Raw genomic sequence first — 25,443 nt, forward strand, 5'->3', positions numbered from 1 at the left:
CTCGGGTTCACTCACCCTCGTACAGGTGCCGCAAGTCGACCAGCACCACTTCTCCGCGGTCGCCCGCGGTCCGCAGCTCGTCGCTGAATCCCGCTCCGCTGTAGCAGGCGAGGCGTACGGCCGACGTGTCGATACCGCGCCCCGTGAGGAGTGCTGCGGCGCGACGCAGCCGGTCCAGGTGCCCCATGCCCATGACCTGGTCCCACTTGGCCTCCCCCAGGGACAGCAGGACCCCGTTGTCCTGGCCCACCGCACCTCGTACGACCACGTCGATCTCGTGACTGGTGCGTTCTGTCTGATCGGGAACAGTGCCGTATGACACGTCGATCGGCATGCCCCCGAAGGTCTCCGGCGCCGCGAAGTGAGCGACCCATTCGCGGCACAGCTGCTCGAAGTGTGGCCCCACGACGGCGGACAGGAAGCGTGCCTGGGAACTCTCCCAGACCTGTGCCGCCATTCCTCGGTCGAGTAGGGCGAGCTTCGGCCGGGAGATGGCGTGGTCGAAGGCGATGAGGGGCTCACCCACGCGATACACGCTCCGGTTCTTGCGGAAGGCGTCCGCCTCCCGGCGCACGAGACCGCAGTCCTGGAGGACGGTGAGGGGGTGGGTGATGTCGCTGATGGGTCGCTCCAGACAACCGGCGAGGCGGCCGGCCGTGGCATTTCCGGACGCGAGTGCGGCGAGTACGGAGTGGTACAGGGCCCGGTCCCGCAGGTCGGATTCGTCCGCGAGGAGGTAGCGCGCCTCGCGGTAGAGGGGGGAGCGGGGGGACAGCGCTGTACGGCAGACCCAGGCGTCGAAGTCGTTGAGGTCTTCGGGGACGTCGTCGCGTACGAACTCCCTGCGGTAGGCGGGAGTTCCACCGACCACACTGTGCACGAGGAGCGCGAGACGCGGGTCGTCGATGCCCCAGAACGCGGCCGCCTGACGGAAGTCCAGCGGGTGGACGATCAGTTCGAGGCCGGCGCGGCCTCGGAGCGGTGAGGTGCCGCTGAGCAGCTTCCCCATGAAGGACAGCGAACTGCCGCACAACAGAAGGCGGGTACGGGACTTGAGGCGCTCCGGGCGCCGGGGGCCGTACGCGACCTGGACGATGGACGGGAGGGACGGCGTGGCTCTGGCCAAATATGGGAATTCGTCGATCACGACCGGGAGGGGCCGCTCCTTGCCGAGGGCGAGCAGCGCGTCCACAGCCTGCTCCCACCGGTCGAATCGCATGGGGGCGAGGCTGCCGGTGTACTGGCCCAGTTCCTCGCCGAAGCGGCGCAGCGACTCGGCCTCCGTCGCCTCGTAGGCGCAGAAGTAGAAACCTCCGGCGGCTCGTGCAAGCGAGTCTAGGAGAAAGGACTTACCTTGGCGCCGCCGGCCCGAGACCACGGCCATGGTCGCCTCCGGACCTTCGTCAGCCGCGAAGGCGGTCAGCTCGCTCCATTCCCAGTCGCGGGCGAACATGTCGGGGGGCTTGGGCAGGTGCGGGCGCGAGCGGACCATGGGGCTCCTTGAACTTAGGGAAGTACGTTTCCCGGAAGTGCGTTTCCCTTAACGCCCCAAAGACAGATGGGTCACGGGTTGCCCGCCGTGCCCCAGGACGAGAGGCATCACCAACGGGAGGGAACCGGTGGGCCGCAACGATCACTTGGATTTTCGGGACAGCACATTCCACGGACCGGTGATCGGGAAAACCGAACACCACCATCACGCTGCTCCCGCTCCCGCAGCCACCTCAGCCCTCCCGCCACCACCCGCGGTCTTCACCGGACGCGACAGGCACGTCGAGGAACTGTCGGCGGCACTCGATCCCTGTGGGAACAACGGCCTCGACGCCGTGGTCATCTCCGCGATCGGCGGGCTCGGTGGTGTCGGCAAGACCGCACTCGCTGTACACGCGGCGCACGCACTACGCGCTCGCTTTCCGGGCGGAACCCTCTTCGTCAATATGCGCGGCTACGACGACGCTCCGGTACCACCTGACGAGGCCGTGCTGTCGCTGCTCCGTGCTTTCGGGATGAGGAGCGAGAACCTTCCCTCCGTACCGGAGGAGCGGTACGCCCTGTACCGCTCGGTCCTGGAGGACCGCGGATCCGTGCTGATCGTGTTGGACAACGTCTCGGACGCCGCGCAAGTCGTCCCCCTACTCCCCGGCAGCCAAGGGCATCGCGTACTGGTTACCTCAAGAGACTCCCTGGACTCATTGACCGCGCGTTTGATCAACCTGGGCGCACTGTCGCAGCACGAGTCGATCAACTTGCTCAAACGTTCCTTGAAGGCCAGGGATCCGGCCGACTCCCGTATCGCCGACGAGCCCGATGCCGTACGACACCTCGTCGAACTGTGCGGGCACCTCCCGCTCGCGCTGCAGATCGCGGCGGCTCTGCTCCACCGGCGTCGGCCGCGGCCCGTCTCCACACTCGTCCGCGACCTCCAGACAGCGGCCGATCGCGTACGAGAGCTACGGGCACCGGGCATCGACCAGTACGGCAACGAGCTGGCTCTGCGTCCGGTGTTGGATGTGACGTATGGGCGGCTCGATGCAGACCAAGCCAGACTGTTCCGACTCCTGGCCCAGGCACCCACACCAGACTTCGGGTTCTCAACCGCCCTCGCTCTCTCCGGTGTGCCCTCGGACGACCTCCCACAGAAGCTCGACGACTTGACAGCGGTCTTCCTGATCAACCGGTCACCGGACGGGAGTCGCTGGGAGATGCATGATCTCCTGCGCGCATACGCGTCAACCGTGAGCGCTGCGGAACCTGTGCTGTCTGTCGAGGTCACGGAAGGGAGGAACCGACTGCTGCGTGACTTCTTCTTGTATGCGATCTCCGCAGACCAGCACCTCCAAGGCCTACTGCTCAAGGACGTTCCGGATCTCTTCGGGAGTCGGGATGCCGCCCTGATCTGGCTGAACTCCGAGCACACCGCCCTCCTGAGCGCCGCGCTCTGGGCCGAGCAGGCAGAGCACAGTGAGTACGCCACAGCGCTGGGGCTCTGTGTCGATCGGTACCTGCATCTCCAGCGGCACTTCACTGACGGGGCACGGGTGCCCAACTCCGTCCTTGCCGCCGCACGTCGGACCGGAGACCGGTTTCTGGAGATGACCGCACTGAGCATGCTGGGAAACTCCGAGCACGAACTACGCCACTATCGCGAAGCCGCCGTCGCCCACACCAACGCACTGCGCGTTGCCTACTCACTCCGCAACCTCGACGGCCAGGCAACCAGCTGGACCAACCTGGGACGGAGTATGCATGCCTGGGGCCACTGCGAGATCTCCGCTCAAATGCATTGGCGCGCGCGGGAATTGTTCTCGCAGCTGGGTGACCAACACCGCGAAGCGATGGCATGGAACAACTTGGGCATGCCGTTGCTGGATCTTCGCCGCTTCGGCGAAGCAGTCCAGGCACACAGCAACGCCCAGCGCATCTTCGCACGGCTGGGAGACCGGCAGCGCGAAGCCACCGCATGGCTCAATCTGGGTGCAGCTTCGCGGGAGGCGTCCGAATTCGATGACGCCGTCAACGCGTACATGAACGCCGCTGGACTCTTCGAGGAACAGGGTGACCACCACGGCGAAGCCTCGGCGTGGAACCACATCGGTTCTCTGCTGACGACGCTGAACGAATTCGATACGGCCGCGGAAGCGTTGCACAGAAGCGAGTCCAGCCATGTGGACCTGGGCGAGTGGTACGACGTAGGGATGGTCCGCTGGAACATCGCCCTGCTCCATGAAGCCCGTGGCGAGGTTGCCGCAGCGAGGACTGCCTGGGCCTCCGCCGCCGAGGCCTACGAGCGAGCCGGGGCCGGCGCAATGGTCGCCAAGGCACGCAGGCGCATGAGGGCTTGATCACCGCCGCCCTTCGAGCGCTACGCGCCTGGCTGGATCGCACCCCTTGTGCCGGTGCTCGCGGCCTTCGCATAATCCAGCAACGGATTTGACCTGGTCATGCCAGTAAGAAGGCAGCTCTTTGTGTCGGTGATGACATGAGCACGTCACTTCCGTGTTTCGCCGCATGTGTCGCACATCCCCAGCTCAACCCCCCACGGAAGGCATCACGTTGAAGAGACTCCTCACGGCCCTCAAGAGATGCGCGGCCGTCGGCGCCGCCGCCCTCGCGATCGTCAGCCTTCAGCCCGTCTCGGCCGCCAACGCCGCCCCCGCGCCCGTCGTCGGCGGAACTCGCGCCGCGCAGGGCGAGTTCCCGTTCATGGTCCGGCTCTCGATGGGCTGTGGCGGTGCGCTGTACACCCAGCAGATCGTGCTCACCGCCGCGCACTGCGTGGGCTCGACCGGCGCCAACACCAGCATCACCGCCACGGCGGGTGTCGTGGACCTCCAGTCCACCACGGGCCGGGTCCAGGTCAGGTCCACGTACGTCTACCGGGCCCCCGGCTACAACGGCACCGGCAAGGACTGGGCACTCATCAAGCTCGCCTCGCCCATCAACCTGCCGACGCTGAAGATCGCCACGACCAACCAGTACAACACCGGCACCTTCACCGTCGCCGGATGGGGGTCGGCCTCCGAGGGTGGGGCACAGCAGCGGTACATGCTCAAGGCGAGCGTGCCGTTCGTCAGTGACGCCACCTGTCGTTCCTACAGCGGGTACAGCGGTCTCGTCGCCTCCGAGGAGATCTGCGCCGGATACGCGGCCGGGGGCGTCGACACCTGCCAGGGCGACTCGGGCGGGCCGATGTTCCGACGGGACAGCGCCAACGCCTGGATCCAGGTCGGCATCGTCAGCTGGGGCATAGGCTGCGCCCGGCCCAACGCGCCCGGCGTCTACACCGAGGTCTCGACCTTCGCCTCCGCGATCGCCTCGGCCGCGTCGTCGCTCTGACGCGCGGCCGTCTCGTCTCGTCTCGTCTCGTATCTCGTACGCATGTTCGCGGGTCCGGTGCGCTTTGTGCCGGGCCCGTGTTCGGTGTTTTCGCCCCCGCCGCCCCTACCCGTCCCATCCCCAGGGGCTCTGCCCCTTCGACCCCGCACCAAGGGGCTCCGCCCCCTGGACCCCCGACCTCGCCCACCCACCACCCGACTCGGTGGGTCGGGAGGTGAACCAATCAAGAGACCGAGACGGGTGGTGGGTGGGCGTAGGCCCGGGAGTCTGGGGGCGAAGCCCCCAGGGACGCGCACCCCCGCCCGGGGGGGTGGGCATAGGCCCGAGGGTCTGAGGGCAGAGCCCCCAGGGCGGGGGGCACCTGTCGGCCCACCGATACAGGTGGTGGGTGGAACAGAGGGTCAGAATCCTCCGCCGAAGTCCCCGCCGCCTCCGAAGTCGCCGCCTCCGTAGTCGCCGCCGCCGAAGCCGCCGCTGAAGTCGTCGGTGTTGAAATCCGCGCCGGAGGCGTCGCCGCCCTCGTAGCCGGCGGCGCCGAAGTCGCCGTAACCGGAGCCGTAGTCGGCCGCGTAGGCCGGGGTGGCCATCATGCTGCCGAGCATGGTGCCGATGAGGAGGCCGGGCAGGATGCCGCCGCCGAAGTAGCCGCCGGCCCAGGGGCCGTAGGCGGGGCCCGCGTCCCAGTAGGGGCGACGGCCCCGGTCGGTGTCGACCTCGCGGATCACCGGGTCGCGGCCGTCGGCCAGGCGGGTGCGGTCCGCCGCGCAGACCGGGACGTCGTGCGGGGCGCCGTCCACCGGTGTCCAGGTCACGTCGGCGACCGAAGGGCCGTGGCGCGGGTCGAAGAAGCACGGCGCCCGGCGTTCGGGCAGTGGCCGGCCCTCGCGGCGGGCGGCGAGTTTGGCGAGGGAGAAGCGGCCGTCCTCGATGGACTGGGTGACGGCCCGGACGTCCTCCGGTCTCATGGCCTGGGCCATGAACGTCTTCGCCTTCTCGTACGAGTCGAGCGCGCGCTCGTAGTCCTCGCGCATGGCGTCGGTCGCGCCCGGCTCCCCGGGGTGGAAGTCCAGACGGTCCAGTTCCTCGCCGAAGGCGGTGATGTCCTCGTCGACCACGACCCGCAGCTTCTCCAGCGCGGCCCGCTGCTCCTCCTCGTGCCGGCGCCGCCTGCGCCGGACCAGTGCGTACGCGCCACCGCCGCCGGCCACCAGGACCGCACCGGCGGTGACCAGGGCGGCGGTGGACGCGCCGCCGTCGTTGTCGGTGGAGTCCCAGGCGGAGGGGGCCGCGCCGCCCATGTTGGTGAGGGCGCGGTCGGCGAAGTCGTCCAGCTGGGTCTCGGCGTCCCTCTCGGTCGCGACGCTGCTGACGAGGTTGTCCACGGCAGCCGCCGGCAGGACCGACGAGTCGGCCTGGGCGTCGAAGCGGTCGCCGACGCGGATCGCGTACAGGCCCGTGATGCCGGTCGCGGTGCGCAGGTCGGTGAAGAGCTTCTCCGTGGGCTGGTCGGCAGGCAGGACCGCCACGAACAGGGCCTTGTCCGCAGCCCTGATCTGCTCGGACAGCGCGTCCGCGTCCGCGGACGACAGCTGGTCGGCGGCGGCCGGGGCGACGAAGACCGGGTCCTCGCGCAGGGCCTCGGCGATCGTCGAGACGTCGGTGGCCGCGGAGGCCCGCGGGGCGCCCGCCGTCAGGACCGCCAGAGCGGTGAGGACGGCGAGCGCCAGTGCGGTCAGCAGTCCGATGGGGCCTCGGGTGAGATGCGCGGCCTTCATACCTCGAAACTACCCGAAAGGCTCACAATCAGACATACGTGCGGCGACGGCTCTCAGGACGCCCGGTACGCCGCCGTCAGCTTCTCCACCGCCTTTCCGTACCGCCCGGTCAGCAGCAGATGGTCCGCGTCGGCGAAGGGTTTCGCGACCGCCGCCGTGATGTCCTGGCCCACCTTCTGCTGGACGACCAGCCGCGCCTTGGTCACGAGCGCGCGTCCCGCCTCCTCCGCGCCGGCCTTCTCGGCCACGGCGGCCGCGACGGCGAGCGCCTTCAGCGTCGCCGCCCCGCCCTCCGGGGCCTTGCCGAGCGTCGTCAGACCCCAGCCGTACGGGTACTGCGGGTCGTACGCCGCATCGCCGACGTTGATCGGCAGCTGCGCCTGGGACTTCGGCCAGGTCACCGGAAGCTGTCCGGTGAAGGGCCGCCTGCCGTACAGGACGTCGGCCACGCCGTCGCCCTCTGTGCCGGGGAGCCAGGAGGCGACCAGCGCGTCGATGTCGCCCAGCCGGTCGCCGACGAGCTGAGGGCGCCCGGAGACGATCAGCACCGCGCATTCCATCGCCGCGCACACCTTGTCGACGGCTGCCCGGTCGGCGGCGGACAGCTCCAGGTCGTGGCCGTTGCCGACGTCGCCGACGCCCTCGGCGTACGGGGTCTCGCCGACGACGACCACTCCGATGTCGTGCCCGCCAAGAGGCGCCGAGGCGTCCTTGGAGTACGTGACGTCGCCGCCCGCCTTCCGCATCCCTTCCAGGATGGTCGTGCCGGGGGTGATGTCACCGGAGGAGCCCTGCCAGGTGACGGTCCAGCCGCCGGTCTGGTTGCCGATGTCGTCGGCGTTGGAGCCGGCGACGTACACCTTCTGCGAGGTCTTCAGCGGCAGCAGCCCTCCGGCGTTCTTCAGCAGCACCTGGGACTCGGCGGCCGCCTCGCGCGCGACGGCCCGGTGCCCGGCGGAGCCGATCTCGGGGGCGCCGCTGGTGTCGGCGTACGGCTTCTCGAAGAGGCCCAGCCGGAACTTCTGGGCGAGGATGCGCGACACGGCGTCGTCGATCCGCCGCTCGCTGACGCGGCCCGCCTCGACCTCGTCCAGGAGCGTGGTGTGGAAGTCCTGGTACGCGTACGGGACCATGATCATGTCGAGGCCCGCGTTGACCGACGTACGGACGTCGGAGGCGTAGTCGCCCGGGAGCTGGTCGATGGCCGCCCAGTCGCTGATGACGAAGCCGTCGAAGCCCATACGGCCCTTCAGAACGCCGTTCAGCATGTCGGCGCGGGCGTGCATCTTCACCGGGCCCCGGCCGTCGCCGGCGAGGTCGAGCGAGGAGTAGGACGGCATGACCGTGCCGACACCGCGGTCGACGGCGCTCTCGTACGGTGCCAGGTGGACGGCCTCCAGCTGCTGCCGGGTGACCTTGGTGATGCCCTGGTCGATGGTGTAGGTGCCGGTCGTGGACGAGCCGTACTCGGTGCCGCCGTCGCCGACGAAGTGCTTGGCGGTGGCGAGGACCTTGTCGTCGTCCTTGAGGTCCCTGCCGTCCGGGGCTCCCTGGAGGCCCTGGATGACCGTCTCCATCTGCTCGACGAGCGCCGGGTCCTCGCCGAACGCCTCGTAGGAGCGGCCCCAGCGTTCGTCGCGGGTGACGCAGAGGCAGGGGGCGAAGTCCCAGGGGATGCCGGTGGCGCGGACCTCGGCTGCGGTCACGGAGCCTGTCTGCTGGGCCAGTTGGGGATCTCTGGTCGCCCCGATGCCGAGGTTGTGCGGCATGATCGTCGCGCCGACCAGGTTGTTGTGGCCGTGCACGGCGTCGACTCCGTAGATCAGCGGGATCTGGAAACGGGTCGCCTGCGCGCGCAGCTGGAACGCGTCGATCATCTTCGCCCACGCCTCGGCGGTGTTGGGCGTCGGTGTCGAGCCGCCGCCGGACAGCAGCGAGCCGAGGTCGTACGTGGCGATGTCACCGGGCGCTGTGATCGCGCCGCGTTCGGCCTGGGTCATCTGGCCGGCCTTCTCCGCGAGGGTCATGCGGGAGAGGAGGTCGGCGACGCGCTTCTTCACCGGCAACTTGCTGTTCAGGTACGGCAGTCCGTGCGCGTCCACGACGATCTGCGGGGTCTCGGTCGGGGGCTTGGCGCCGGTGACCGTCAGCTTGAGCGGGATCGTCTCGGCGGACTCCGCCCGCCTTTCCTTGAGGGTGGGGACCTCGAGGGTGCGGGTCGTGCCGGATGGGGTGCCCGCGGGGAAGGTGAACTCGCCCTTGAGGGGCGTGTAGTCGTCGGCCGAGGCGGTGCCGGTCGTGGTCGTCTCGTAGGCGACGGTGACGGGCTCGTCGATCGGGGCGGCGCCGGTGGTGGCGACGGTGACCCCGACAGCGGCGGTCCTGCCTTCCGCCACCGGGTACACGGCCGCGTCGGTGGTCACCGACGCGCGCAGGGACTGGTCGGCCTTGCCGTACAACTCGACGGCGTCCATGGCGAATTCGCCCTTGACGCCTACGGGGAGGGTGACGGCGTATCCCCAGGTCTCGGTCAGGCCGAGAACCTGGTCGATGCCGCCTACGGGCTGGTAGTCCGTGCGATACGTGAAGTCGGTGAAGGGGAGCTCGATCTGTTTCCAGCCGCTGAAGTCGTCCGTGAAGGAGGTCGTCCAGAGCTCGGAGGCCTCGCCGTTGGCGCCGCCGTCCTTGAGTTCGAAGGCGACCTTCTTGCCGCTGTCGCGGCCCTCCCACCAGAGGCGGATGCCCTTGTGGGCCGACCAGTCGTGGGCGGGCTCGGCGAAGGCGAAGTCGTGGGTGAAGCCGCCGTATCCGCTGATGTCGTAGGTGCCGGTGAGGACCTTGTCGCCCTCGGGGGCGTCGTCGCGGGCGGTGAGCTCGAGGGCGGGCGGGTCGTCGGTGTCGCTGCCCCAGGTGAAGATGCCTTCGGCGGGCGGGTCGGCGAAGGGGACCTCGCCCTCGAAACGGTCGATGGGGACGGGGGCCGGGTCGTCGGCGGCTTGCGCGGACGCCATCGGGAGCAGTCCGGTCAGCAGGGCGGCGGAGGCTAACAGGGCGGTTCTTCGCATGGAGCTTCCCCTTGGCTCGCGTAGTCCACTCATGGCTTACCTCACGCCGTGAGTGAACTGGTGGCCCAGAGAACCGTCAAGGCACCCGGCACCCCTGAACTCACACCACACGACTTTGCCCGGATCCCGCTCTCCCACACGCCACTTGTCCGCCAACGCGGCGACGAGCAACAGGCCGCGGGGGCACCACGTGTGCGTGGCACCCCCGGCCTTGAGCGACAGCCGAACGATGTCCTACTCCGCCGGCTCCACGCCCGCCCGCAGCAGCCCGTACGTGTAAGCGTCCTCCAGGGCCTGCCAGGACGCGGCGATGACGTTTTCGGCGACGCCCACCGTGGACCACTCCCCCGTCCCGTCGGACGTGGAGATCAGGACGCGGGTGGTGGACTGGGTGCCGTGGACGCCTTCGAGGATGCGGACCTTGTAGTCGACGAGGTCGAGCTGGGCGAGCTGGGGGTAGATCTTCTCCAGCGCGACCCTGAGGGTGCGGTCGAGGGCGTTGACGGGGCCGTTGCCCTCGGCCGTGGCGACGATGCGCTCGCCCTTGGCGTAGAGCTTGACCGTGGCCTCGTTGGCGTGGGTGCCGTCGGGGCGGTCCTCGACGATCGCGCGCCAGGACTCGACCTCGAAGTACTTGAGGGGCCTGCCCTCGACCTCGGCGCGCAGCAGGAGTTCGAAGGACGCGTCGGCCGCCTCGTACGTGTAGCCCTTGAGCTCGCGCTCCTTGACCCGGTCGACGACCCGCTGGACCAGCTCCCGGTCGCCGCCGAGGTCGATGCCGAGTTCCTTGCCCTTGAGCTCGATCGACGCACGGCCCGCCATGTCGGAGACCAGCATCCGCATGGTGTTGCCGACCTGCTCGGGGTCGATGTGCTGGTACAGGTCCGGGTCCACCTTGATGGCGGAGGCGTGCAGGCCGGCCTTGTGGGCGAAGGCGGAGACACCGACGTAGGGCTGGTGGGTGGAGGGGGTGAGGTTCACGACCTCGGCGATCGCATGCGAGATGCGGGTCATCTCGCGGAGCTTGCCGTCGGGAAGGGCCTTCTTGCCGTACTTGAGTTCCAGGGCCGCGACGACCGGGAAGAGGTTGGCGTTGCCGACCCGCTCGCCGTAGCCGTTCGCCGTGCACTGGACGTGGGTCGCGCCCGCGTCCACGGCGGCCAGGGTGTTGGCGACCGCGCAGCCGGTGTCGTCCTGGGTGTGGATGCCGAGGCGGGCGCCGGTGTCGGCGAGGACCGTCGAGACGACCGCCTGGATCTGCGCGGGGAGCATGCCGCCGTTGGTGTCGCAGAGGATGACCACGTCGGCGCCTGCCTCGGAGGCGGCCCGTACGACCGCCTTCGCGTACTCCGGGTTTCCGCGGTAGCCGTCGAAGAAGTGCTCGCAGTCGACGAAGACCCGGCGGCCCTGGCCCTTCAGGTACGACACCGTGTCGCGGACCATCTCCAGGTTCTCGTCCAGCGTCGTGCGCAGGGCGAGCTCCACGTGCCGGTCGTGCGACTTGGCCACCAGGGTGATCACTTCGGCTCCCGAGTCCAGGAGCGCCTTGACCTGGGGGTCCTCGGCGGCCTTGGCACCGGCCCGGCGGGTGGCGCCGAAGGCGACCAGCTGGGCGTGCTTGAAGTCGATCTCCTGCCGGGCGCGGGCGAAGAACTCGGTGTCACGCGGGTTGGCGCCGGGCCAGCCGCCCTCGATGAAGCCCACGCCGAAGTCGTCCAGGTGCCGTGCGATGGCCAGCTTGTCCGCCACGGTGAGGTTGATGCCCTCCCGCTGGGCGCCGTCGCGCAGGGTGGTGTCGAAGACGTGGAACGAATCGTCGAGTTCGCTGGGTTCGGTCATGGTGTCAAGGCTCCTGTGTCGGATCTCGGTCTGTACCGGAATGACCGGCTCCACCGTCCTCGCATGGTCCCTCGCGCTCTCGCCTCCGGCTGTGGGTGGGCCAGAAAAGCGAAAAACCTCTCGCGGGTGCGAGAGGTCTGCGCGCGGGTCGAAGACGACGGTGTCCGCTCGTACCTGGTCGTACGGAGCGGTCACTGCGGACCGGCGCGCCTGCTGCCAATAATCATGGCGAACGAGAGCACGGAGGCAGTCTGGCACAGACCGTCCCCGTGCTCACCGTCCGTCTCAGGATGCGAGCACTGTGCTGATCACCGCAGGTGGCGGACGAAGGCGTCGGTGCCGTCGTTGGTGTCGCCGGCCGGGATCAGTGTGGGGTCGGTGGACTGGAAGAGGATGCTGCGGGCACCGTCGGAGATCCGGCCCGGCAGGACGTCGGCCGTGGCCGTGCCGCCGGTGGTGTCCGGGGTGACCAGGCGGGTGGTGCCCTTCTTCAGGTCCCGCAGGTAGACGGGGTACTCCTTGCCGTACCGGCTGCCGGGCTCCGTCACCTCCGACATGAACGTGACGTACCGGCCGTCGGCGCTCACCGCGGCGTTGCGGGTGTAGACCTCGCCGGGTCCGCCCTGGGTGCCGTGGATGCGCTGGTTCTTCCCCGTGGCGATGTCGTGCACGAACACGTTCCAGCTGACGTCGTTGTCGTCGGGGATCAGGCGGGTGTCCCGGGACTCGAAGACGACCGTACGGCCGTTGCCGCTGATGGACGGGTTCAGCGACTCCCGTTCGGTCTTCGAGCCGTCGTGGGAGCGGTCGATCTGGGTGTGCTCGCCCGTGGTGCGGTCGTACATCCAGACGTCGCCCCAGTCGTCGCCGCGCGGGCCGTTCGCGTAGTTGTACTGGTAGACGACACGGCGCCCGTCGTCGCTGACGGTGGGCCGGAAGGCGTTGCGGGGCTCCCAGGTGGGCTTCGGGTGGCTGATCCGCTCGGTGGTGCCGGCGACGCGGTCGCGCAGGAAGACCACGCTGGTGCCGTCGTCGGGATCCTGCAGCGTGTAGACGGCATAACGGCCGTTGGGGCTCACGGAGACCTCGGCGGGCTGCCCGGTGAAGCCCTCGGGAATCTGGATGCCGAACCCGACGCGCTTGCCCGTGGCGATGTCGTGGATCCACACGTCGGTGGTCGCGGCGTACTCGGCGTAGACGTAGCGGCCGTCGTTCAGGACCGCGACCAGGCCGCCGAAGCCCGCGAAGCGGAGCTTCCCGGTGTGCGGGTCGCGCAGGTACATGCCGCCGTGCGGGACATTGGGGTCCAGGTCCTCGGCGTCCGAGGTGAGGGCGATGTGGCGGCCGTTGCGGCTGATGACGGCGGTGCTCGTGACGCCGTTGCCCGCCTTGCCCTCCGGCGTGACGCTGATCGGCTCGGTGTGCGGGGCCCTGGGTGCGGCGCTCGCCGCGGGACCGGTCAGCGTCGCCGTGGCGGCGGCGAGGGCGACGGCGAGCGCGAAGGCTCGCTTGTTGCGGTGCATGGTTGTTCCCCCGTAGTGGTTGCTGCTTGTCATTGCGCTGTCCGCAGGAAGACGTCCGACACCCCGTTGGTGTCCTGCTCCACCAGATCGGGTGACGCCGACTCGAACGCGACGACGGTGCCGTCGGCGTTGACGGACGGGTGCCGGGCCGGCAGGTCGTTGCGGCCGCCCCAGCGGTCGACGCTGATCAACTGCCGCTTCCCGGTGGCGAGTTCGAGCAGGTACACGGAACGGTCCGAGGTGTACGCGACCCGCGTGCCGTCCCCGGAGAGCGAGGGCTGCGCGCCCTTGACCCGGGTCGTGGTCCCGGAGTCGAGGTCGCGGACGTGGACGTCCCGGCCCTGCTGGTAGGCGACCTTGCGCCCGTCCGCGCTGAGGGAGGGGGCCGAGGCATGCGCTCCGGCCTTCTCCAGGGCGCCGGTGTCCAGGTCTCGCACATAGATGTCGCCGCCCTGTTCGAAGGCGATGTACCGGCCGTCGTAGTTGATCGACGGGTTGCCCGCCGGCTCGCCCGTGGGCGCGCTGACCAGGTCGGTCGTACCGCCGTTGAACTTGAAGCGGTAGACGCGGGGCTGCGGCGACGGGTCGGTGTCGGTGGCGGGGAGCGTGGCGGCGTAGGTGATCCACTGGCAGGTGGGGTCCACGCTGGGCTGCCCCATCCACGTGAAGCGAACACCCTGGTAGGAGCCCAGCCGGGTCAGCTTGCCGACCGAGCGGTTGCGGATGTTGACCTCCGGGGCGCCGTCGGCCTCGGACGGGGCCACGTAGCCGACCATGCGTCCGCTGTAGCAGGGCGTCCCCTCGTGCGAGGGGCCCTGCGTACCGGAGTCGACCTGGGAGATGCCGCCGGGCGCGTTGACGAACACGCTCGTGTCCTTCGGGTCGTCGGTCCCCTGCGAGGTGAACGCGACGACCTTGCCCTCCCCCATCACCGGGTCGTGGGACGCCCCGGGACGTTGCTGCCCGTCCGACGTCATGCTGATCCGTTCGGTGACGGACGGCATCGGGTCCGGGTTCTCCCGGAGCACGCCCGAGAAGACGAACACGTCCGCCTCCCCGTTGGTGTCGCCCGCCACCAGGTGGGAGGCTCTCGAACCGAACGCCACCGCACGCCCCTGGGCAGCCAGCATCTCCGATCCCGGCTGGGCGTCCGCCGGGAGAGCCGCTCCGCGCCGGCCCGTCCGCAGGTCGCGCACCCGCATGCCGTCCTCGCCCGCGACGACCGCGTACCGGCCGTCCGCCGTGGCCGAGAAGGTCCGGCCCTCGGCCACGCGCCGTGAGTCACCTGTGCGGAGGTCGTGCACGTACAGGCCGCTGTCCGCGTCGAGGAGGACACGGCGGCCGTCCGCGGTGATGCGGACCAGTGAGGCCTGGCCGAGACCCGTGTCGACCTGGACCTGCTCGCCCGTCGTCCGGTCCTTGACGAAGACGTCGTCCGGGTCCTCCTCGGTGGGCCCGGGGACCTGGTAGGCGACCCGCTCGCCGTCGCCGCTCACCGAGGCCCCGCGCTTGGAGCCCTCCTCGGCCGGTGAGATCAGTTCGTCGGTGCCGGTGGCCGTGTCGCGGACGTACAGGAGCCGGGTGTTCTGCGGCCCGTGGCGGTTGCCGATGGTGTACGCGACGTGCGTGCCGTCCGGGCTGATCGACTCCACGCGGCCCAACTCGTTGGAACCGGGCGGGTTCTCCGGCCACAGCCGCTCCGAGCGGCCGGTGGCGCGGTCGTACAGGTACGGGGCCAGGAACCGGGTGCCCGCGGAGTAGGCGATACGGCCCCCGTCGGCGCTCGGCATCGGCGAGCCGTACGTGTGGCCACTGCCGAGGTCGATCCTGGTGACCCCGCCGGTGGCCAGCTCCTTCACGAGCAGGCACGGCGAGAAGCGCGCGCAGCCGAAACTCGGCGCGATGGACGTGAACGCGATGTGCCGGCCGTCGGCACTGATCGCGGCACCGTTGGACGGCCCGTCGGCCTGGGTGCCGTCGGCGGCGGTACTGACTCGTTCGACGCGCGGTGTGTGCGGTGCGTGCGGCGCCGCGGTGGCATTCGGAACGGCTGTTCCGGCGAGCGCGAGCAGCAGCACCGCGCCTAAAGAGCATCTGGACACATGTACGGCTCTGGACATGTTCCCCCCTGTGGTCCCCGTTGACGCTTCACCCCCGGCCCCGCGCCGTGGGCTCCCTTCGAGGCAAACGCACCACCACCCACAGGGTCAATCGGCCTTATTGCGTACAACCCGGGCGCGATCTCAGGCGTCCGCGAGGAGCGCTTCGTCCAGGAACTCCCGTACGTGGCCGAGAATCTGCGCCCAGTCGGTTCCCCGCAGCCCGATCGCCACGTGGATGGAGAAACCGTCGAGGAGGGCACGCAGCCGGGACGCGAAGCGGTCGGGGTCGACGGCCCGGAACTCCCCCCTCTACGCCCCCTCCGCGATCAGCGCCACCAGGTCGCGGTGCCAGGCGCCCTCGATCGCGGCCTGGCGGTCGCGGTGGCCGGCGGGGACGTACAGGTCGACGTACGCGTCGAGGCGTTCGCGGGCCGGCGCCGTGCGGATGAGGAGACGCCCGCGCTCCGCGCCCAGTTTTCCCTCGCTCCACTCCAGGGTCTGCAGCAGCAGCTCGTCCTTGGAGTGGAGCGCACCGTCCCGCAGGGGCCGGACACCCCACGTGGGAGGCCCAGGACGCGATGACGTCGTTCGTCCTCCTCCTGACGGCCATCGGGACCCCGTGGGCGGTCATCACCCTCATCGGCTTCGCGCGCTGCCTCGGGGTCTACGACCCGGACGCCCTCCACGTCTTCAACCGCCGCTCCCGGGGCGGCGTCTACTGGTACCGGGGCGGCTGGAACATCCCGGCCACCGCGTCCTGGGCAGCGGGAGCCGCGGTCGGCGTCCTCGCCGTCTCACTGCCGTCGTACGAGGGCCCGCTGCTGTCCCTGACGGGCGGGGTGGACTGCAGCTTCCTGCTGTCGGGGGCGGTGGGCGGGCTGGCGTACCTGGCGCTCGCATCCCGGACGGCCACAGCTCCGGACCCGGCCCGACCGGAACGGAGCTCAGCGTAGTAAGCCCACGGCGCTGAAGGTCGGGACGGCGAGCGCCATCGTCGCGGCGAAGCACACCCCTGCCGCCGACACGGCCTCGACAGGTCGACCTCCCGCGCAGATCTTGATGAGCACAGCGACCAAGGCCACGACGACCGACAGGAGCACCGCCACAGCAAGCGCCAACCAGACGGCCGTGGCCCCAGGCTGAGCCGATGAGGCGTTCACTCAGCCCACCTCCAGCCCGGGCAGAAACTGACTGGCCCCGAACGCGGGCTTCAGGTCCGTGAACCAGGTCGCGCCCTCGTCGTAGGCGGCGAAGAACGGGCGGCCGACCAGGTCCGGGTCGCGGGCCTGGATCAGGTGCAGGACGAAGACCTTCTCGCCGGCGATCTCGGCGACGCCGTCCACGCAGACCTTGCCGGGCATCGCCGACATGACCGGGCCGCGGACCGTGCGGGCGAGGCCGGAGACGCGGGCGTAGGCCTCGCGGAAGATCGCGTGGCCGCGGACCAGGGGGACGCCGAAGTAGCCCTGCGGGCCGGTGTCCCGCTCCACGAACTGGTAGTACGGCACCGCGCCCAGCGTGGTCGTCTCCTCCCACAGCTCGGCCCAGGCCTCGGCGCTGTCGTTGATGCCGGCCACCAGCGGACCCTGACAGCGGATCACCGCACCGGTGTCCCGCACCCGGCGCATCGCCTGCCGTACGACGGGCGGGCGCAGCTCCTGCGGATGCGTGAAGTGGGCCATCAGCGCGAGGTGCCGGCCGCTCGCGACGACCTTCTCGAACAGCCTGAGCAGGTCGTCGGCGTCGCGGTCCGAGACGAAGCGGTACGGCCAGAAGGCGAGCGACTTGGTGCCGAGGCGGATCGAGCGGATCGAGTCGATGTCCAGGAGCGGTTCGACGTAGCGGCGCAGTACCTCCGTGCTCATCACCAGCGGGTCGCCGCCGGTGATCAGCGCGCTGGTCACCTCGGGGTGGGCGCGGAGATAGGCGGTCGTGGCGCCGATGTCGTCGGTGGCGATCCGCAGATCGGCCTCGCCGACGAACTGGGGCCAGCGGAAGCAGTACGTGCAGTAGGCGTGGCAGGTCTGCCCCTGGCGCGGGAAGATCAGCACCGTCTCCGGGTACTTGTGCTGGAGTCCGGTCAGGCGCCGGCCCTCGTGCACGGGGACGTTGGCGTCGAGCTGGCCCGAGGGGTGCGGATTGAGCCGCATCCGGATCTCGTGCGCCGCGCGCAGGACCTCGGCCTTCGGCGCCTGTTGGGCGAGCAGGTCCGCCATCTGCTTGAGGTCGGGCTCGGGCAACATGCCCGCCTGCGGGAACGTCAGCCGGAAGATCGGGTCGTCGGGCACGGCCGTCCAGTCGATCAGCTCGTCGACCACATAGCTGTTCGTACGGAACGGCAGGACCGCCGCCACGGCCCGCAGGGCCAGCCGTTGATCGGCCGTCAGGGACACGCGCCGCAGCAGGCCGTCCAGGTCACGAGGCGTGAAGGCGCGAAAGCGGGAGCTCCCCGTGGGAGCGGGGTGGTGCGCTGAACTCATGGTGTGCCAGGGCCCTCTATTCCGTGACTAGGACCGGCGGCCGCAACTCGACGAAGGCGGTCGCCGACGCATCGTACTTCTCCGCGAAGTGCTGGATGAGCCGCGCGTGCAGCTCGCTCTCGTCGTCCACGACGAACACCTGATGGGCCCCTTGGATACTCAAGGCCTCGCTGTACGCGGAGAGTTCGTCGAGGCGGTGCCGGGCCAGGTAGGTGACGAGGTCGGGGCCACAGACGTACAGACAGTCCTCGACGGACACGAACTGGCAGGTGAAGTCCCGTCGCGCGGCGGCCGCGTCGACCAGGGTCACCGGCAGATGGGTGAACCGCTCCATCGGCATGCTCTGCTGCCACAGCTCGTCGAACCTCTGCTCGACGAAGGTGCCGAGCGGGGAACGCACCGCGACCTCCAGCTGGACGCCCTCGCCGGACAGCCGGCCGACGGTGAGGAAGGACACCAGACAGCGCTCGTCCCAGCGGTAGAGCGTCACGCCGGGAGAGGTGGAGCACAGCCGTACTTCGAGGAACGGGCGGGAGTTCGCGTCGAGCCGGCGCGCGAAGTCGTGCAGGGTGCGGAGGTTGCGCAGGATGTCGCGGCGGATGTCGGCGCTGCGTTCGCCGAGTTCCCGGCCGCGCAGGATGACGGCGAGGGAGTCGGGGTCCAGGAGCAGGATCTGGACACGGGCGCCGTGCCCGGTGGCTGCCCTGACACCCCGGTAGAAGCGCTCGGAGAACTGCGGGCCGAAGAGGTTGGAGAAGGTGTCGAGCACCTTGACGTTGGAGGTGGTGCCGTGGACCTGGGCGCTGAACCACTCGTAGTCGAGCCGGGTGTGCTCGCGGACCCGGCCCTCCTGGGCGCGGGAGATGAGCGGGCCGATCACGAAGACGGTGATGACCACGCCGACGATGTCGGTGCCGAGGTTGAGGGCGAGGTTCTCGCCGTAGTTGCCCATGCCGGCGCTGCGCCACAGCAGCAGCGCCGCACAGGCCCCGAGCAGGACGAGCACTGTGAGGCTCTGGGGGCGACGGGGCGTGCGCAAGGTCCGTGCCAGCCAGCGCAGCCTCGGTATCGGAGACCGTCCGTTCACCCGTGCCTCCCCCTCCCCCGGTTCTGTCCGCGCACGGGGAGGGGACGCGCCTCCCCCGCGGAATCAGGAGATACCCGCGCGGGGGAGGCGATACGCGTCGAACGAACTACCGGCGCCCGGACGGTGGTTGGACGACCGGGAGCGGAGTCCCCCCGGCCTCAGCCGAGCTTGTGCATCCAGCCGTGCTTGTCCTCCGCCGTGCCGCGCTGGATGTCCAGGAGGGCCTGGCGGAGCCTGAGGGTGACCTCGCCGGGCTCGCCGCCCGACTGCTTCCACTCGGCGGTGGCACGCTTGACCGTGCCGACCGGGGTGATGACCGCGGCGGTGCCGCAGGCGAAGACCTCGGTCAGGGTGCCGTTCTCGGCGTCGCGCTGCCACTGGTCGATGGAGACGCGGCCCTCCTCGGACTCGTAGCCGAGGTCGCGGGCGACGGAGAGGAGGCTGTCGCGGGTAACGCCCTCGAGGATGGAGCCGGTGAGGGCGGGCGTCACGATTTTGTCGCCGTACACGAAGTACAGGTTCATGCCGCCGAGTTCCTCGACCCACTTGTGCTCGACCGCGTCGAGGTAGCAGACCTGGTCGCAGCCCTTGGTGGCCGCTTCGGCCTGGGCGAGCAGGGAGGCCGCGTAGTTGCCGCCCGTCTTCGCGTCGCCCATGCCGCCGGGGACGGCGCGGACGCGGTCCTCGGAGAGCCAGATGGAGACCGGCTTGACGCCGCCCGGGAAGTACGCGCCCGCGGGGGACGCGATGACCAGGAAGAGGTACTCGTTGGCGGGCTTCACACCGAGGCCGACCTCGGTCGCGATCATGAACGGGCGCAGGTAGAGGGACTCCTCGCCGCCGTGCGCCGGGACCCAGGCCTGGTCCTGGCGCACCAGCGCGTCGCACGCCTCGATGAACGTCTCGACCGGCAGCTCCGGCATGCCGAGGCGGCGGGCGGAGGACTGGAAGCGCTTCGCGTTCTTCTCGGGGCGGAAGCTGGCGACGGAACCGTCGGGCTGACGGTAGGCCTTGAGTCCCTCGAAGATCTCCTGCGCGTAGTGCAGGACCATCGTCGCCGGGTCGAGGGAGAGCGGCGCGTACGGGACGAGCTGGCCGTCGTGCCAGCCGCGGCCCTCCGTCCACTTGATGACCACCATGTGGTCGGTGAAGTGGCGGCCGAATCCCGGGTTGGCCAGAATCGCCTCGCGCTCCGCGTCGGAGAGTGGCGAGGCCGAGGGCTTGAGCTCGATCGTGGGCGTCGTCATGAGTGGTTGTCCTTCACCGGTCGGATAGTGACGGGCCGCGCTCACGCCCGTACTGCCAGTGGCCAGTGCTAGGACGTCCGAGCATTCCCTCAATCCGCGGCTCCGCGTTCGATTATCGCGCGACGGAGGCCGTGGACGAAAACAGCGTGAATGCGACCCAGAGGATGATGGTGGCACCCGGCGGGGACATGCGAAAGCCGCCGGGTGTTGAGTGACCCGGCGGCTTCGAGGGGTGAGGAAGCGCGGCAGGTCAGCCGGCTACTCGTACGGCGAGCGCGTCGCCGATCTCCGAGGTGCTGCGGGCGGGCTTGCCGGTGCGCTCCGCGAGGTCGGCGGAGACGGCGTCCTCGATGCGGGCGGCCTCGGCCTCGTAGCCGAGGTGACGCAGCAGGAGGGCGACGGACAGGACCGTGGCGCTGGGGTCGGCCTTGCCCTGGCCGGCGATGTCCGGGGCCGAGCCGTGGACGGGCTCGAACATGGACGGGAACTCGCCGGAGGGGTTGATGTTCCCGCTCGCGGCGACGCCGATGCCGCCGGAGACGGCCGCGGCGAGGTCGGTGATGATGTCGCCGAAGAGGTTGTCGGTGACGATCACGTCGAAGCGCTCGGGCTGCGTGACCAGGTAGATGGTCGCCGCGTCCACGTGCATGTACTCGGTGGTGACCTCGGGGAACTCCTCGGCCACCTTGTTGAAGATGTTGGTCCACAGGTGACCCGCGAAGGTCAGCACGTTGTTCTTGTGGATCAGCGCGAGCTTCTTGCGCGGGCGGGCCTGGGCGCGGGCGAAGGCGTCCCGGACCACGCGCTCGACACCGAAGGCCGTGTTCACGGAGACCTCGGTGGCGACCTCGTGCGGGGTGCCCTTCCTGATCGTGCCGCCGTTGCCGGTGTACGGACCCTCGGTGCCCTCGCGGACCACGACGAAGTCGATCTGCGGCTCGCCGGCCAGCGGGGTGGCGACACCCGGCAGCAGCTTCGACGGACGCAGGTTGACGTGGTGGTCGAAGAGGAAGCGGAGCTTGAGCAGGAAGCCGCGCTCCAGGACACCGGACGGGACCGAGGGGTCGCCGATAGCGCCGAGCAGGATGGCGTCGTGCTGCTTGAGGGCCTCGGCGTCCGCGTCGGTGAGGGTCTCACCGGTGGCGTGGTAGCGCGCGGCGCCGAAGTCGTACTCCTTGGTCTCCAGCTTCACATCCTGCGGGAGGACGGCGGAGAGGACCTTCAGGCCTTCGGCCACGACTTCCTGCCCGATGCCGTCACCGGGGATCACTGCGAGATTGAGGCTGCGAGACATGTCGGCACCGTACCCCTGGTCCCACGGGATGACACGGGCCGTCCGCGATACGGACACCCGCACCGGGGACGGCCTCAGCCCTTCGGTTGCCGTTCACCCGTATGTGGGGCGGGCGTTGGGCTGCGCTGGGAAGTTCACCTGCATGGAGACACCGGACTTCGGCATTCCCCCGCGGCTCGCGCGCCGGATGAGCATGGCCGAGCAGCACGAGTACCTGCGGACCAGGCTGTCGCGGCGCCGCACGCTGGTGACGGCGGGCGCGGTGGCGGGCGGGCTGCTGACCGGATGTTCGGGCGGTGGATCGCCGAGTGCGACGGCGTCGGCGTCGGCGTCGGCGTCGGCAACCGCCTCGTCCCTCGGCAAGGTCCACGGCTCGGTCGTCGCCCCTTTCGGCCGCCATCTCGCCTTCGGCGCCGACCCCAAGACGCAGATGCGGATCTCCTGGCAGGTGCCGCTCGCGGTGCGCAAGCCGTACGTCCGGATCGGGACCCGGCCCGAGGACCTGAGCCGCAGGATCGAGGCCGAGGTGCGCGACCTGCACACACCGGGCATGACCGGCGTACGGTCGGCGCTCGACCAGTACTACCTGCACGCCGCCCTGGACGGCCTGCGCCCCGGCACGACGTACTACTACGGCGTCGGACACGAAGGCTTCGACCCGGCATCGCCCGAGCGCCGGAAGACCATCGGCACCTTCCGCACGGCCCCGGCGACCCCGGAGCGGTTCGTCTTCACGGCGTTCGGCGACCAGGGCGTCAGCAAGGCCGCGGCCGCCAACGACCACGTGCTGCTGCGGCAGGACCCCGCCTTCCATCTCCACGCGGGCGACATCTGCTACGCCAACGTCAACGGCCGGGGCGAGAAGTCGGACGGCTACGACCCCGCTTTCTGGGACCTGTTCCTCAAGCAGAACGAGCCGGTCACCCGGTCCGTGCCGTGGATGGTGACGACCGGCAACCACGACATGGAGGCCTGGTACTCGCCGGACGGCTACGGCGGCCAGCTGGCCCGCTGGTCCCTCCCGGACAGCGGCTTCGACCCGCGCAAGGCACCGGGCGTGTACGCGTTCACGTACGGCAACGTCGGCTTCGTGGCGCTGGACGCGAACGACGTGTCGTACGAGATCCCCGCCAACTTCGGCTACACGGACGGGAAGCAGACGGCGTGGCTGGACCGGAAGCTGGGCGAGCTGCGGGCGGACGCCTCGGTGGACTTCGTGGTCGTCTTCTTCCACCACTGCGCGTACTCGACCTCCTCGCACGCCTCCGACGGCGGGGTCCGCGACGCGTGGCTGCCGCTGTTCGGCAAGCACCAGGTGGATCTGGTGATCAACGGGCACAACCACGTCTACGAGCGCACCGACGCGATCAAGGGCGGCCAGGTCGGCCGGCCGGTCCCGATCGGCGCGTCCACGGACCCCACGCGGGACGGGACCGTGTACGTCACGGCGGGCGGCGGCGGCAAGGACCTGTACGGCTTCCCGACGGGCGTGAAGGAGAGCTACGAGGGGCACGTCAGCGAGCGCGAGTCCGTCGAGACCTTCCAGTGGACCAAGTCGAAGCAGTCCGAGGAGGAGATCGTGGAGTGGTCGCGGGTGCGCTACCGGGGCTTCTCCTTCCTCTCGGTGGAGGCGGAGAGCGGGGCGCGGCCGCGGCTGACGGTGTCGGCGCTGGCGCAGAGCGGGGAGCGCATCGACCATTTCGAGGTGCGGCGCGGCGGTTGAGACCGCGCCGCACCTCGTGCGGGTGCGGCTCCCGGCTTATGGGTTCCCGGTAAGGGGTTGCTTTCGGGGCAGCGGCTCAGTGGCCGGTCGAGCCGCCGTTGTCGCGGCGGTCGAGGGCGCGCTGGAGGGCGGCTGCGGCGTTCTTGCGGTCGGACTCGCTCGTACGGGAGATACGACGGACTCGGCGGCGGGCGGTCGTCTCGGCCATGGGAAATCGACTCCTTCGAGTTCCTGGAATGCACGACTGGCGTGCACAGAAGGGATGCGAGACTCCCCCACTGCCTTAAGGGCGTGGGAGGTGCCCCCAGAAGAGGCGGGGAGCGGTGCCGCAGGGGTTGCCTGCACGGGGCCCGGCTCACGACCGCCATTCGCTTGGTCGAGCGAGACGTTCGGCTCCTACAAAACTAAGGGAGGAGCGCGCGTCTGTCTCCACAATTACTCGGACTTCCTGCTATCTGAGACGGCGAGGTGGCCCGCACCGCGCTGAGCTGCGGTTTCGCATGCGTCGGCAGCTCCGCGAGTCGACGGGGTGCCGAAGAGCGGGCGGCGGAGACACGATGGACGGCAGCGGCCGTATCCGCCGCCCCGGTCCACGCGACGCGGCGGCACATCCGGGAGGGAGTCCCGCATGACCACGGAACAGCCCCGCACCCAGGTGACGACCCAGCACCGCTTCGGCGGACCGGAGGTCCTGACGGTCGAGGACCGGCCGCGTCCCGTGCCCGCGGCCGGCGAGGTGCTGGTCCGGGTGCGCGCGGCGGGCGTCAGCCCGGAGGACCGGCTGGCCCGCTCGGGGTCGGCCCCGGTGTACGGGGAGCCGCCGTTCACGCTGGGCAGGGACGTCTCCGGCGTGGTGGAGGAGGTCGGTGCCGAGGTCGTAGGGTTCCGCCCCGGCGACGAGGTGTTCGGTCCGGTCGACGGCGGCGGTCACGCCCTCCATGTCACCGCGCCGGCCGGCCACCTCGCGGTGAAGCCCGCCCCGCTGGACCACGTTCGCGCCGCCGCCGCGCCGACGGCGACGCTCACCGCCTGGCAGGCCCTGATCGACATCGCCCGGGTCGGGCCGGGCACCCGTGTGCTGATCCACGCGGCCGCGGGCGGGGTGGGACACGCGGCGGTCCAGCTCGCCAAGGCGGAGGGCGCGTACGTCATCGGCACCGCCCGCGCCGACGATCACGCCTTCCTGCGCGACCTCGGCGCCGACGAACTCGTCGACGACACCACCACCGACTTCACCACCGCCGTCCACGACATCGAGGTCGCCCTCGACCTGGTCGGCGGCGCCCACGGCCCGCGCACCCTGGGCACCCTGCGTCCGAAGGGCCTGCTGATCTGCGCCGTCCCCGGCGACCTGGGCCTCGCCCCGGAGGACGTGGAGGCCCGCGGGATGCGCTTCGCGGTCGTACAGGCGGAACCCTCCGCCGAACGCCTGACGAAGATCGCCGCCCTGCTGACGGACCACCGCATCCGCCTCCACGTGGACGCGACTTTCCCGCTCGCGGAGGTGGCCGAGGCGCACGAGCTGGGCGAGGCGGGGGGTGTGCGGGGCGGGGTGGTGCTGGTGATGCCGGACTGAGGCCGTCCGGGACTCAGAGCACCCCCGTGACCGCCTCCCGGAAGCCCTTCGGGTCCTCCACCCACGGGAGGTGCCCGGCCTCCCGCAGCACCACCCGCCGGACCCGCGGCAACGCCCGCTCCAGGGAGTCCACGGACGAGCGGGGCCGGATGTCCTTGGCGCCGTCGACGATGAGCACGGGCAGATCGAGGGCCTGGCAGGCGGCGTACAGCTCGGGGGTGCCCCAGGCGCGCCTCGTCTCGTCGTTCAGGGCCTTGTTGCACTCGGTGTTGATCCCGAACCAGGGGTCGGCCATGCGTCCGGCGTGCTCCGACGCCCGCTCGCGGTCCTCGAACTCGATCGACCACTGCAGGACCGCCCGCTCGCGGTCCCCGTCCGGCAACTCCCGCCAGCGGGCGAGCCGTTCGGGGACCTCCCCGAGGCGGGCGAGGAAGTTCTCCTTGAAGGGCCCGTGCCAGTCGGACACCGGGTCGATGCCCGTACCGCTGACATAGACGAGCGCACCGACCCGCTCCGGACGGGCCAGCGCATAGCTCAACGCCAGCTGCGCGCCCCAGGAATGGCCGAGCAGAGCCATGCGCTCCAGCCCGAAGTGCCGTCGTACGGCGTCGAGATCGGCCACGAACCGCTCGGTGGTCCACGGCCCGGCGCACCGCTCCGACCGCCCGCACCCACGCTGGTCCCAGCGGACGACGGCGGCCCGGTCGGCCAGCAGCTCGGCCACGTCCTCCAGGTGGTCCCACAGTCCGGGCCCGCCGTGGCACAGCACCAGAGGCTCGCCCGCCCCGTGCCGCGAAGCCCACAGCCGTACGCCGTCGTCGGTCGTCACTGTCTGCGTCATGGCGAAGAGTCTGCCCGCTCCGGAACCGGCGAAGGGCCGGGCAAGTACCCGGCCC

16 protein-coding genes and 2 pseudogenes are annotated in these 25,443 nt (G+C 70.2%); 5 read left to right on the forward strand and 13 right to left on the reverse strand.

The features are described from left to right. Positions 1-7: 7 nt before the first annotated feature. Positions 8-1,492, reverse strand: a complete 1,485-nt coding sequence (locus AC5P09_RS05665) for an AAA family ATPase (RefSeq protein ID WP_493872720.1) — start codon at positions 1,490-1,492, stop codon at positions 8-10. A gap of 127 nt (positions 1,493-1,619) precedes the next feature. Between AC5P09_RS05665 and AC5P09_RS05670 the strand changes: the two genes are divergently transcribed. Both AC5P09_RS05670 and AC5P09_RS05675 read left to right on the forward strand, forming a co-directional pair. Continuing rightward, positions 1,620-3,842, forward strand: coding sequence for an NB-ARC domain-containing protein (locus tag AC5P09_RS05670; protein WP_493872721.1), 2,223 nt, complete (start codon positions 1,620-1,622; stop codon positions 3,840-3,842). Positions 3,843-4,053: 211 nt separating this feature from the next. Further along, on the forward strand, positions 4,054-4,836 hold the full coding sequence (locus AC5P09_RS05675; protein WP_493872722.1) for a serine protease: 783 nt from the start codon (positions 4,054-4,056) through the stop codon (positions 4,834-4,836). Positions 4,837-5,237: 401 nt separating this feature from the next. Here the strand turns inward: AC5P09_RS05675 and AC5P09_RS05680 are convergent, their stop codons facing one another. The 6 genes and pseudogenes from AC5P09_RS05680 to AC5P09_RS05705 form a co-directional block, all read right to left on the reverse strand. Continuing rightward, a complete protein-coding gene (locus AC5P09_RS05680; RefSeq protein WP_493872723.1) occupies positions 5,238-6,611 on the reverse strand; it encodes a hypothetical protein in 1,374 nt (457 codons plus the stop codon). 53 nt (positions 6,612-6,664) lie between these two features. Next, positions 6,665-9,676: a glycoside hydrolase family 3 N-terminal domain-containing protein gene (locus AC5P09_RS05685; RefSeq protein WP_493872724.1), complete on the reverse strand. Its 3,012-nt coding sequence runs from the start codon at positions 9,674-9,676 to the stop codon at positions 6,665-6,667. A 234-nt stretch (positions 9,677-9,910) separates the two neighbouring features. Continuing rightward, complete coding sequence (cimA, locus tag AC5P09_RS05690; RefSeq protein WP_493872725.1) at positions 9,911-11,515, reverse strand: citramalate synthase; 1,605 nt, start codon at positions 11,513-11,515, stop codon at positions 9,911-9,913. A gap of 308 nt (positions 11,516-11,823) precedes the next feature. Next, positions 11,824-13,071 (reverse strand): hypothetical protein, encoded by a 1,248-nt coding sequence (locus tag AC5P09_RS05695; RefSeq protein WP_493872726.1) that lies wholly within the window; start codon positions 13,069-13,071, stop codon positions 11,824-11,826. Then, complete coding sequence (locus AC5P09_RS05700; RefSeq protein ID WP_493872727.1) at positions 13,068-15,158, reverse strand: TolB family protein; 2,091 nt, start codon at positions 15,156-15,158, stop codon at positions 13,068-13,070. Before AC5P09_RS05700 ends, AC5P09_RS05695 begins: the two co-directional genes overlap by 4 nt. A gap of 123 nt (positions 15,159-15,281) precedes the next feature. Next, a pseudogene (locus tag AC5P09_RS05705) lies at positions 15,282-15,665 on the reverse strand (TetR family transcriptional regulator C-terminal domain-containing protein); the annotation flags it as partial. Between AC5P09_RS05705 and AC5P09_RS05710 the strand changes: the two are divergent. After that, positions 15,593-16,093: pseudogene (locus AC5P09_RS05710) on the forward strand (cytosine permease); the annotation flags it as partial. The pseudogenes AC5P09_RS05705 and AC5P09_RS05710 overlap by 73 nt on opposite strands. Before the next feature lie 207 nt (positions 16,094-16,300). Here the strand turns inward: AC5P09_RS05710 and AC5P09_RS05715 are convergent. The 4 genes from AC5P09_RS05715 to AC5P09_RS05730 all read right to left on the reverse strand — a co-directional run bounded on the left by AC5P09_RS05715 (position 16,301) and on the right by AC5P09_RS05730 (position 21,248). Beyond that, the gene (locus AC5P09_RS05715) at positions 16,301-17,620 is read right to left on the reverse strand and encodes a KamA family radical SAM protein (protein ID WP_493872728.1); all 1,320 of its coding nucleotides are present in this window, start codon (positions 17,618-17,620) and stop codon (positions 16,301-16,303) included. Positions 17,621-17,636: 16 nt separating this feature from the next. After that, a complete protein-coding gene (locus tag AC5P09_RS05720) occupies positions 17,637-18,707 on the reverse strand; it encodes an adenine nucleotide alpha hydrolase family protein (protein WP_493872729.1) in 1,071 nt (356 codons plus the stop codon). A 158-nt stretch (positions 18,708-18,865) separates the two neighbouring features. Continuing rightward, the gene (locus AC5P09_RS05725) at positions 18,866-19,954 is read right to left on the reverse strand and encodes a branched-chain amino acid aminotransferase (protein ID WP_493872730.1); all 1,089 of its coding nucleotides are present in this window, start codon (positions 19,952-19,954) and stop codon (positions 18,866-18,868) included. A 250-nt stretch (positions 19,955-20,204) separates the two neighbouring features. After that, the gene (locus AC5P09_RS05730) at positions 20,205-21,248 is read right to left on the reverse strand and encodes a 3-isopropylmalate dehydrogenase (RefSeq protein WP_493872731.1); all 1,044 of its coding nucleotides are present in this window, start codon (positions 21,246-21,248) and stop codon (positions 20,205-20,207) included. Positions 21,249-21,390: 142 nt separating this feature from the next. Here AC5P09_RS05730 and AC5P09_RS05735 point away from each other — a divergent pair, with 142 nt between their 5' ends. Then, positions 21,391-22,971: a purple acid phosphatase family protein gene (locus AC5P09_RS05735; RefSeq protein WP_493872732.1), complete on the forward strand. Its 1,581-nt coding sequence runs from the start codon at positions 21,391-21,393 to the stop codon at positions 22,969-22,971. 76 nt (positions 22,972-23,047) lie between these two features. On the opposite strand, the gene AC5P09_RS05740 is transcribed toward AC5P09_RS05735, so the two are convergent. Continuing rightward, a complete protein-coding gene (locus AC5P09_RS05740; protein ID WP_107091473.1) occupies positions 23,048-23,179 on the reverse strand; it encodes a hypothetical protein in 132 nt (43 codons plus the stop codon). Positions 23,180-23,599: 420 nt separating this feature from the next. Here AC5P09_RS05740 and AC5P09_RS05745 point away from each other — a divergent pair, with 420 nt between their 5' ends. Beyond that, positions 23,600-24,547: an NADP-dependent oxidoreductase gene (locus tag AC5P09_RS05745; RefSeq protein ID WP_493872733.1), complete on the forward strand. Its 948-nt coding sequence runs from the start codon at positions 23,600-23,602 to the stop codon at positions 24,545-24,547. Positions 24,548-24,560: 13 nt separating this feature from the next. Here the strand turns inward: AC5P09_RS05745 and AC5P09_RS05750 are convergent, their stop codons facing one another. Beyond that, on the reverse strand, positions 24,561-25,388 hold the full coding sequence (locus tag AC5P09_RS05750) for an alpha/beta fold hydrolase (protein WP_493872734.1): 828 nt from the start codon (positions 25,386-25,388) through the stop codon (positions 24,561-24,563). Positions 25,389-25,443: the final 55 nt, after the last annotated feature.

The sequence above is a fragment of the Streptomyces sp. a15 genome, from assembly GCF_059026085.1.

Excerpts from the sequence above, each read along its gene's own strand:
- AC5P09_RS05735 (WP_493872732.1), top strand. The coding sequence starts at position 21,391 with ATGGAGACACCGGACTTCGGCATTCCCCCGCGGCTCGCGCGCCGGATG.
- AC5P09_RS05665 (WP_493872720.1), bottom strand. The coding sequence starts at position 1,492 with ATGGTCCGCTCGCGCCCGCACCTGCCCAAGCCCCCCGACATGTTCGCC.
- AC5P09_RS05725 (WP_493872730.1), bottom strand. The coding sequence starts at position 19,954 with ATGACGACGCCCACGATCGAGCTCAAGCCCTCGGCCTCGCCACTCTCC.
- AC5P09_RS05680 (WP_493872723.1), bottom strand. The coding sequence starts at position 6,611 with ATGAAGGCCGCGCATCTCACCCGAGGCCCCATCGGACTGCTGACCGCA.
- AC5P09_RS05685 (WP_493872724.1), bottom strand. The coding sequence starts at position 9,676 with ATGCGAAGAACCGCCCTGTTAGCCTCCGCCGCCCTGCTGACCGGACTG.
- AC5P09_RS05740 (WP_107091473.1), bottom strand. The coding sequence starts at position 23,179 with ATGGCCGAGACGACCGCCCGCCGCCGAGTCCGTCGTATCTCCCGTACG.
- AC5P09_RS05750 (WP_493872734.1), bottom strand. The coding sequence starts at position 25,388 with ATGACGCAGACAGTGACGACCGACGACGGCGTACGGCTGTGGGCTTCG.
- AC5P09_RS05730 (WP_493872731.1), bottom strand. The coding sequence starts at position 21,248 with ATGTCTCGCAGCCTCAATCTCGCAGTGATCCCCGGTGACGGCATCGGG.
- AC5P09_RS05695 (WP_493872726.1), bottom strand. The coding sequence starts at position 13,071 with ATGACAAGCAGCAACCACTACGGGGGAACAACCATGCACCGCAACAAG.
- AC5P09_RS05715 (WP_493872728.1), bottom strand. The coding sequence starts at position 17,620 with ATGAGTTCAGCGCACCACCCCGCTCCCACGGGGAGCTCCCGCTTTCGC.
- cimA (WP_493872725.1), bottom strand. The coding sequence starts at position 11,515 with ATGACCGAACCCAGCGAACTCGACGATTCGTTCCACGTCTTCGACACC.
- AC5P09_RS05700 (WP_493872727.1), bottom strand. The coding sequence starts at position 15,158 with ATGTCCAGAGCCGTACATGTGTCCAGATGCTCTTTAGGCGCGGTGCTG.
- AC5P09_RS05745 (WP_493872733.1), top strand. The coding sequence starts at position 23,600 with ATGACCACGGAACAGCCCCGCACCCAGGTGACGACCCAGCACCGCTTC.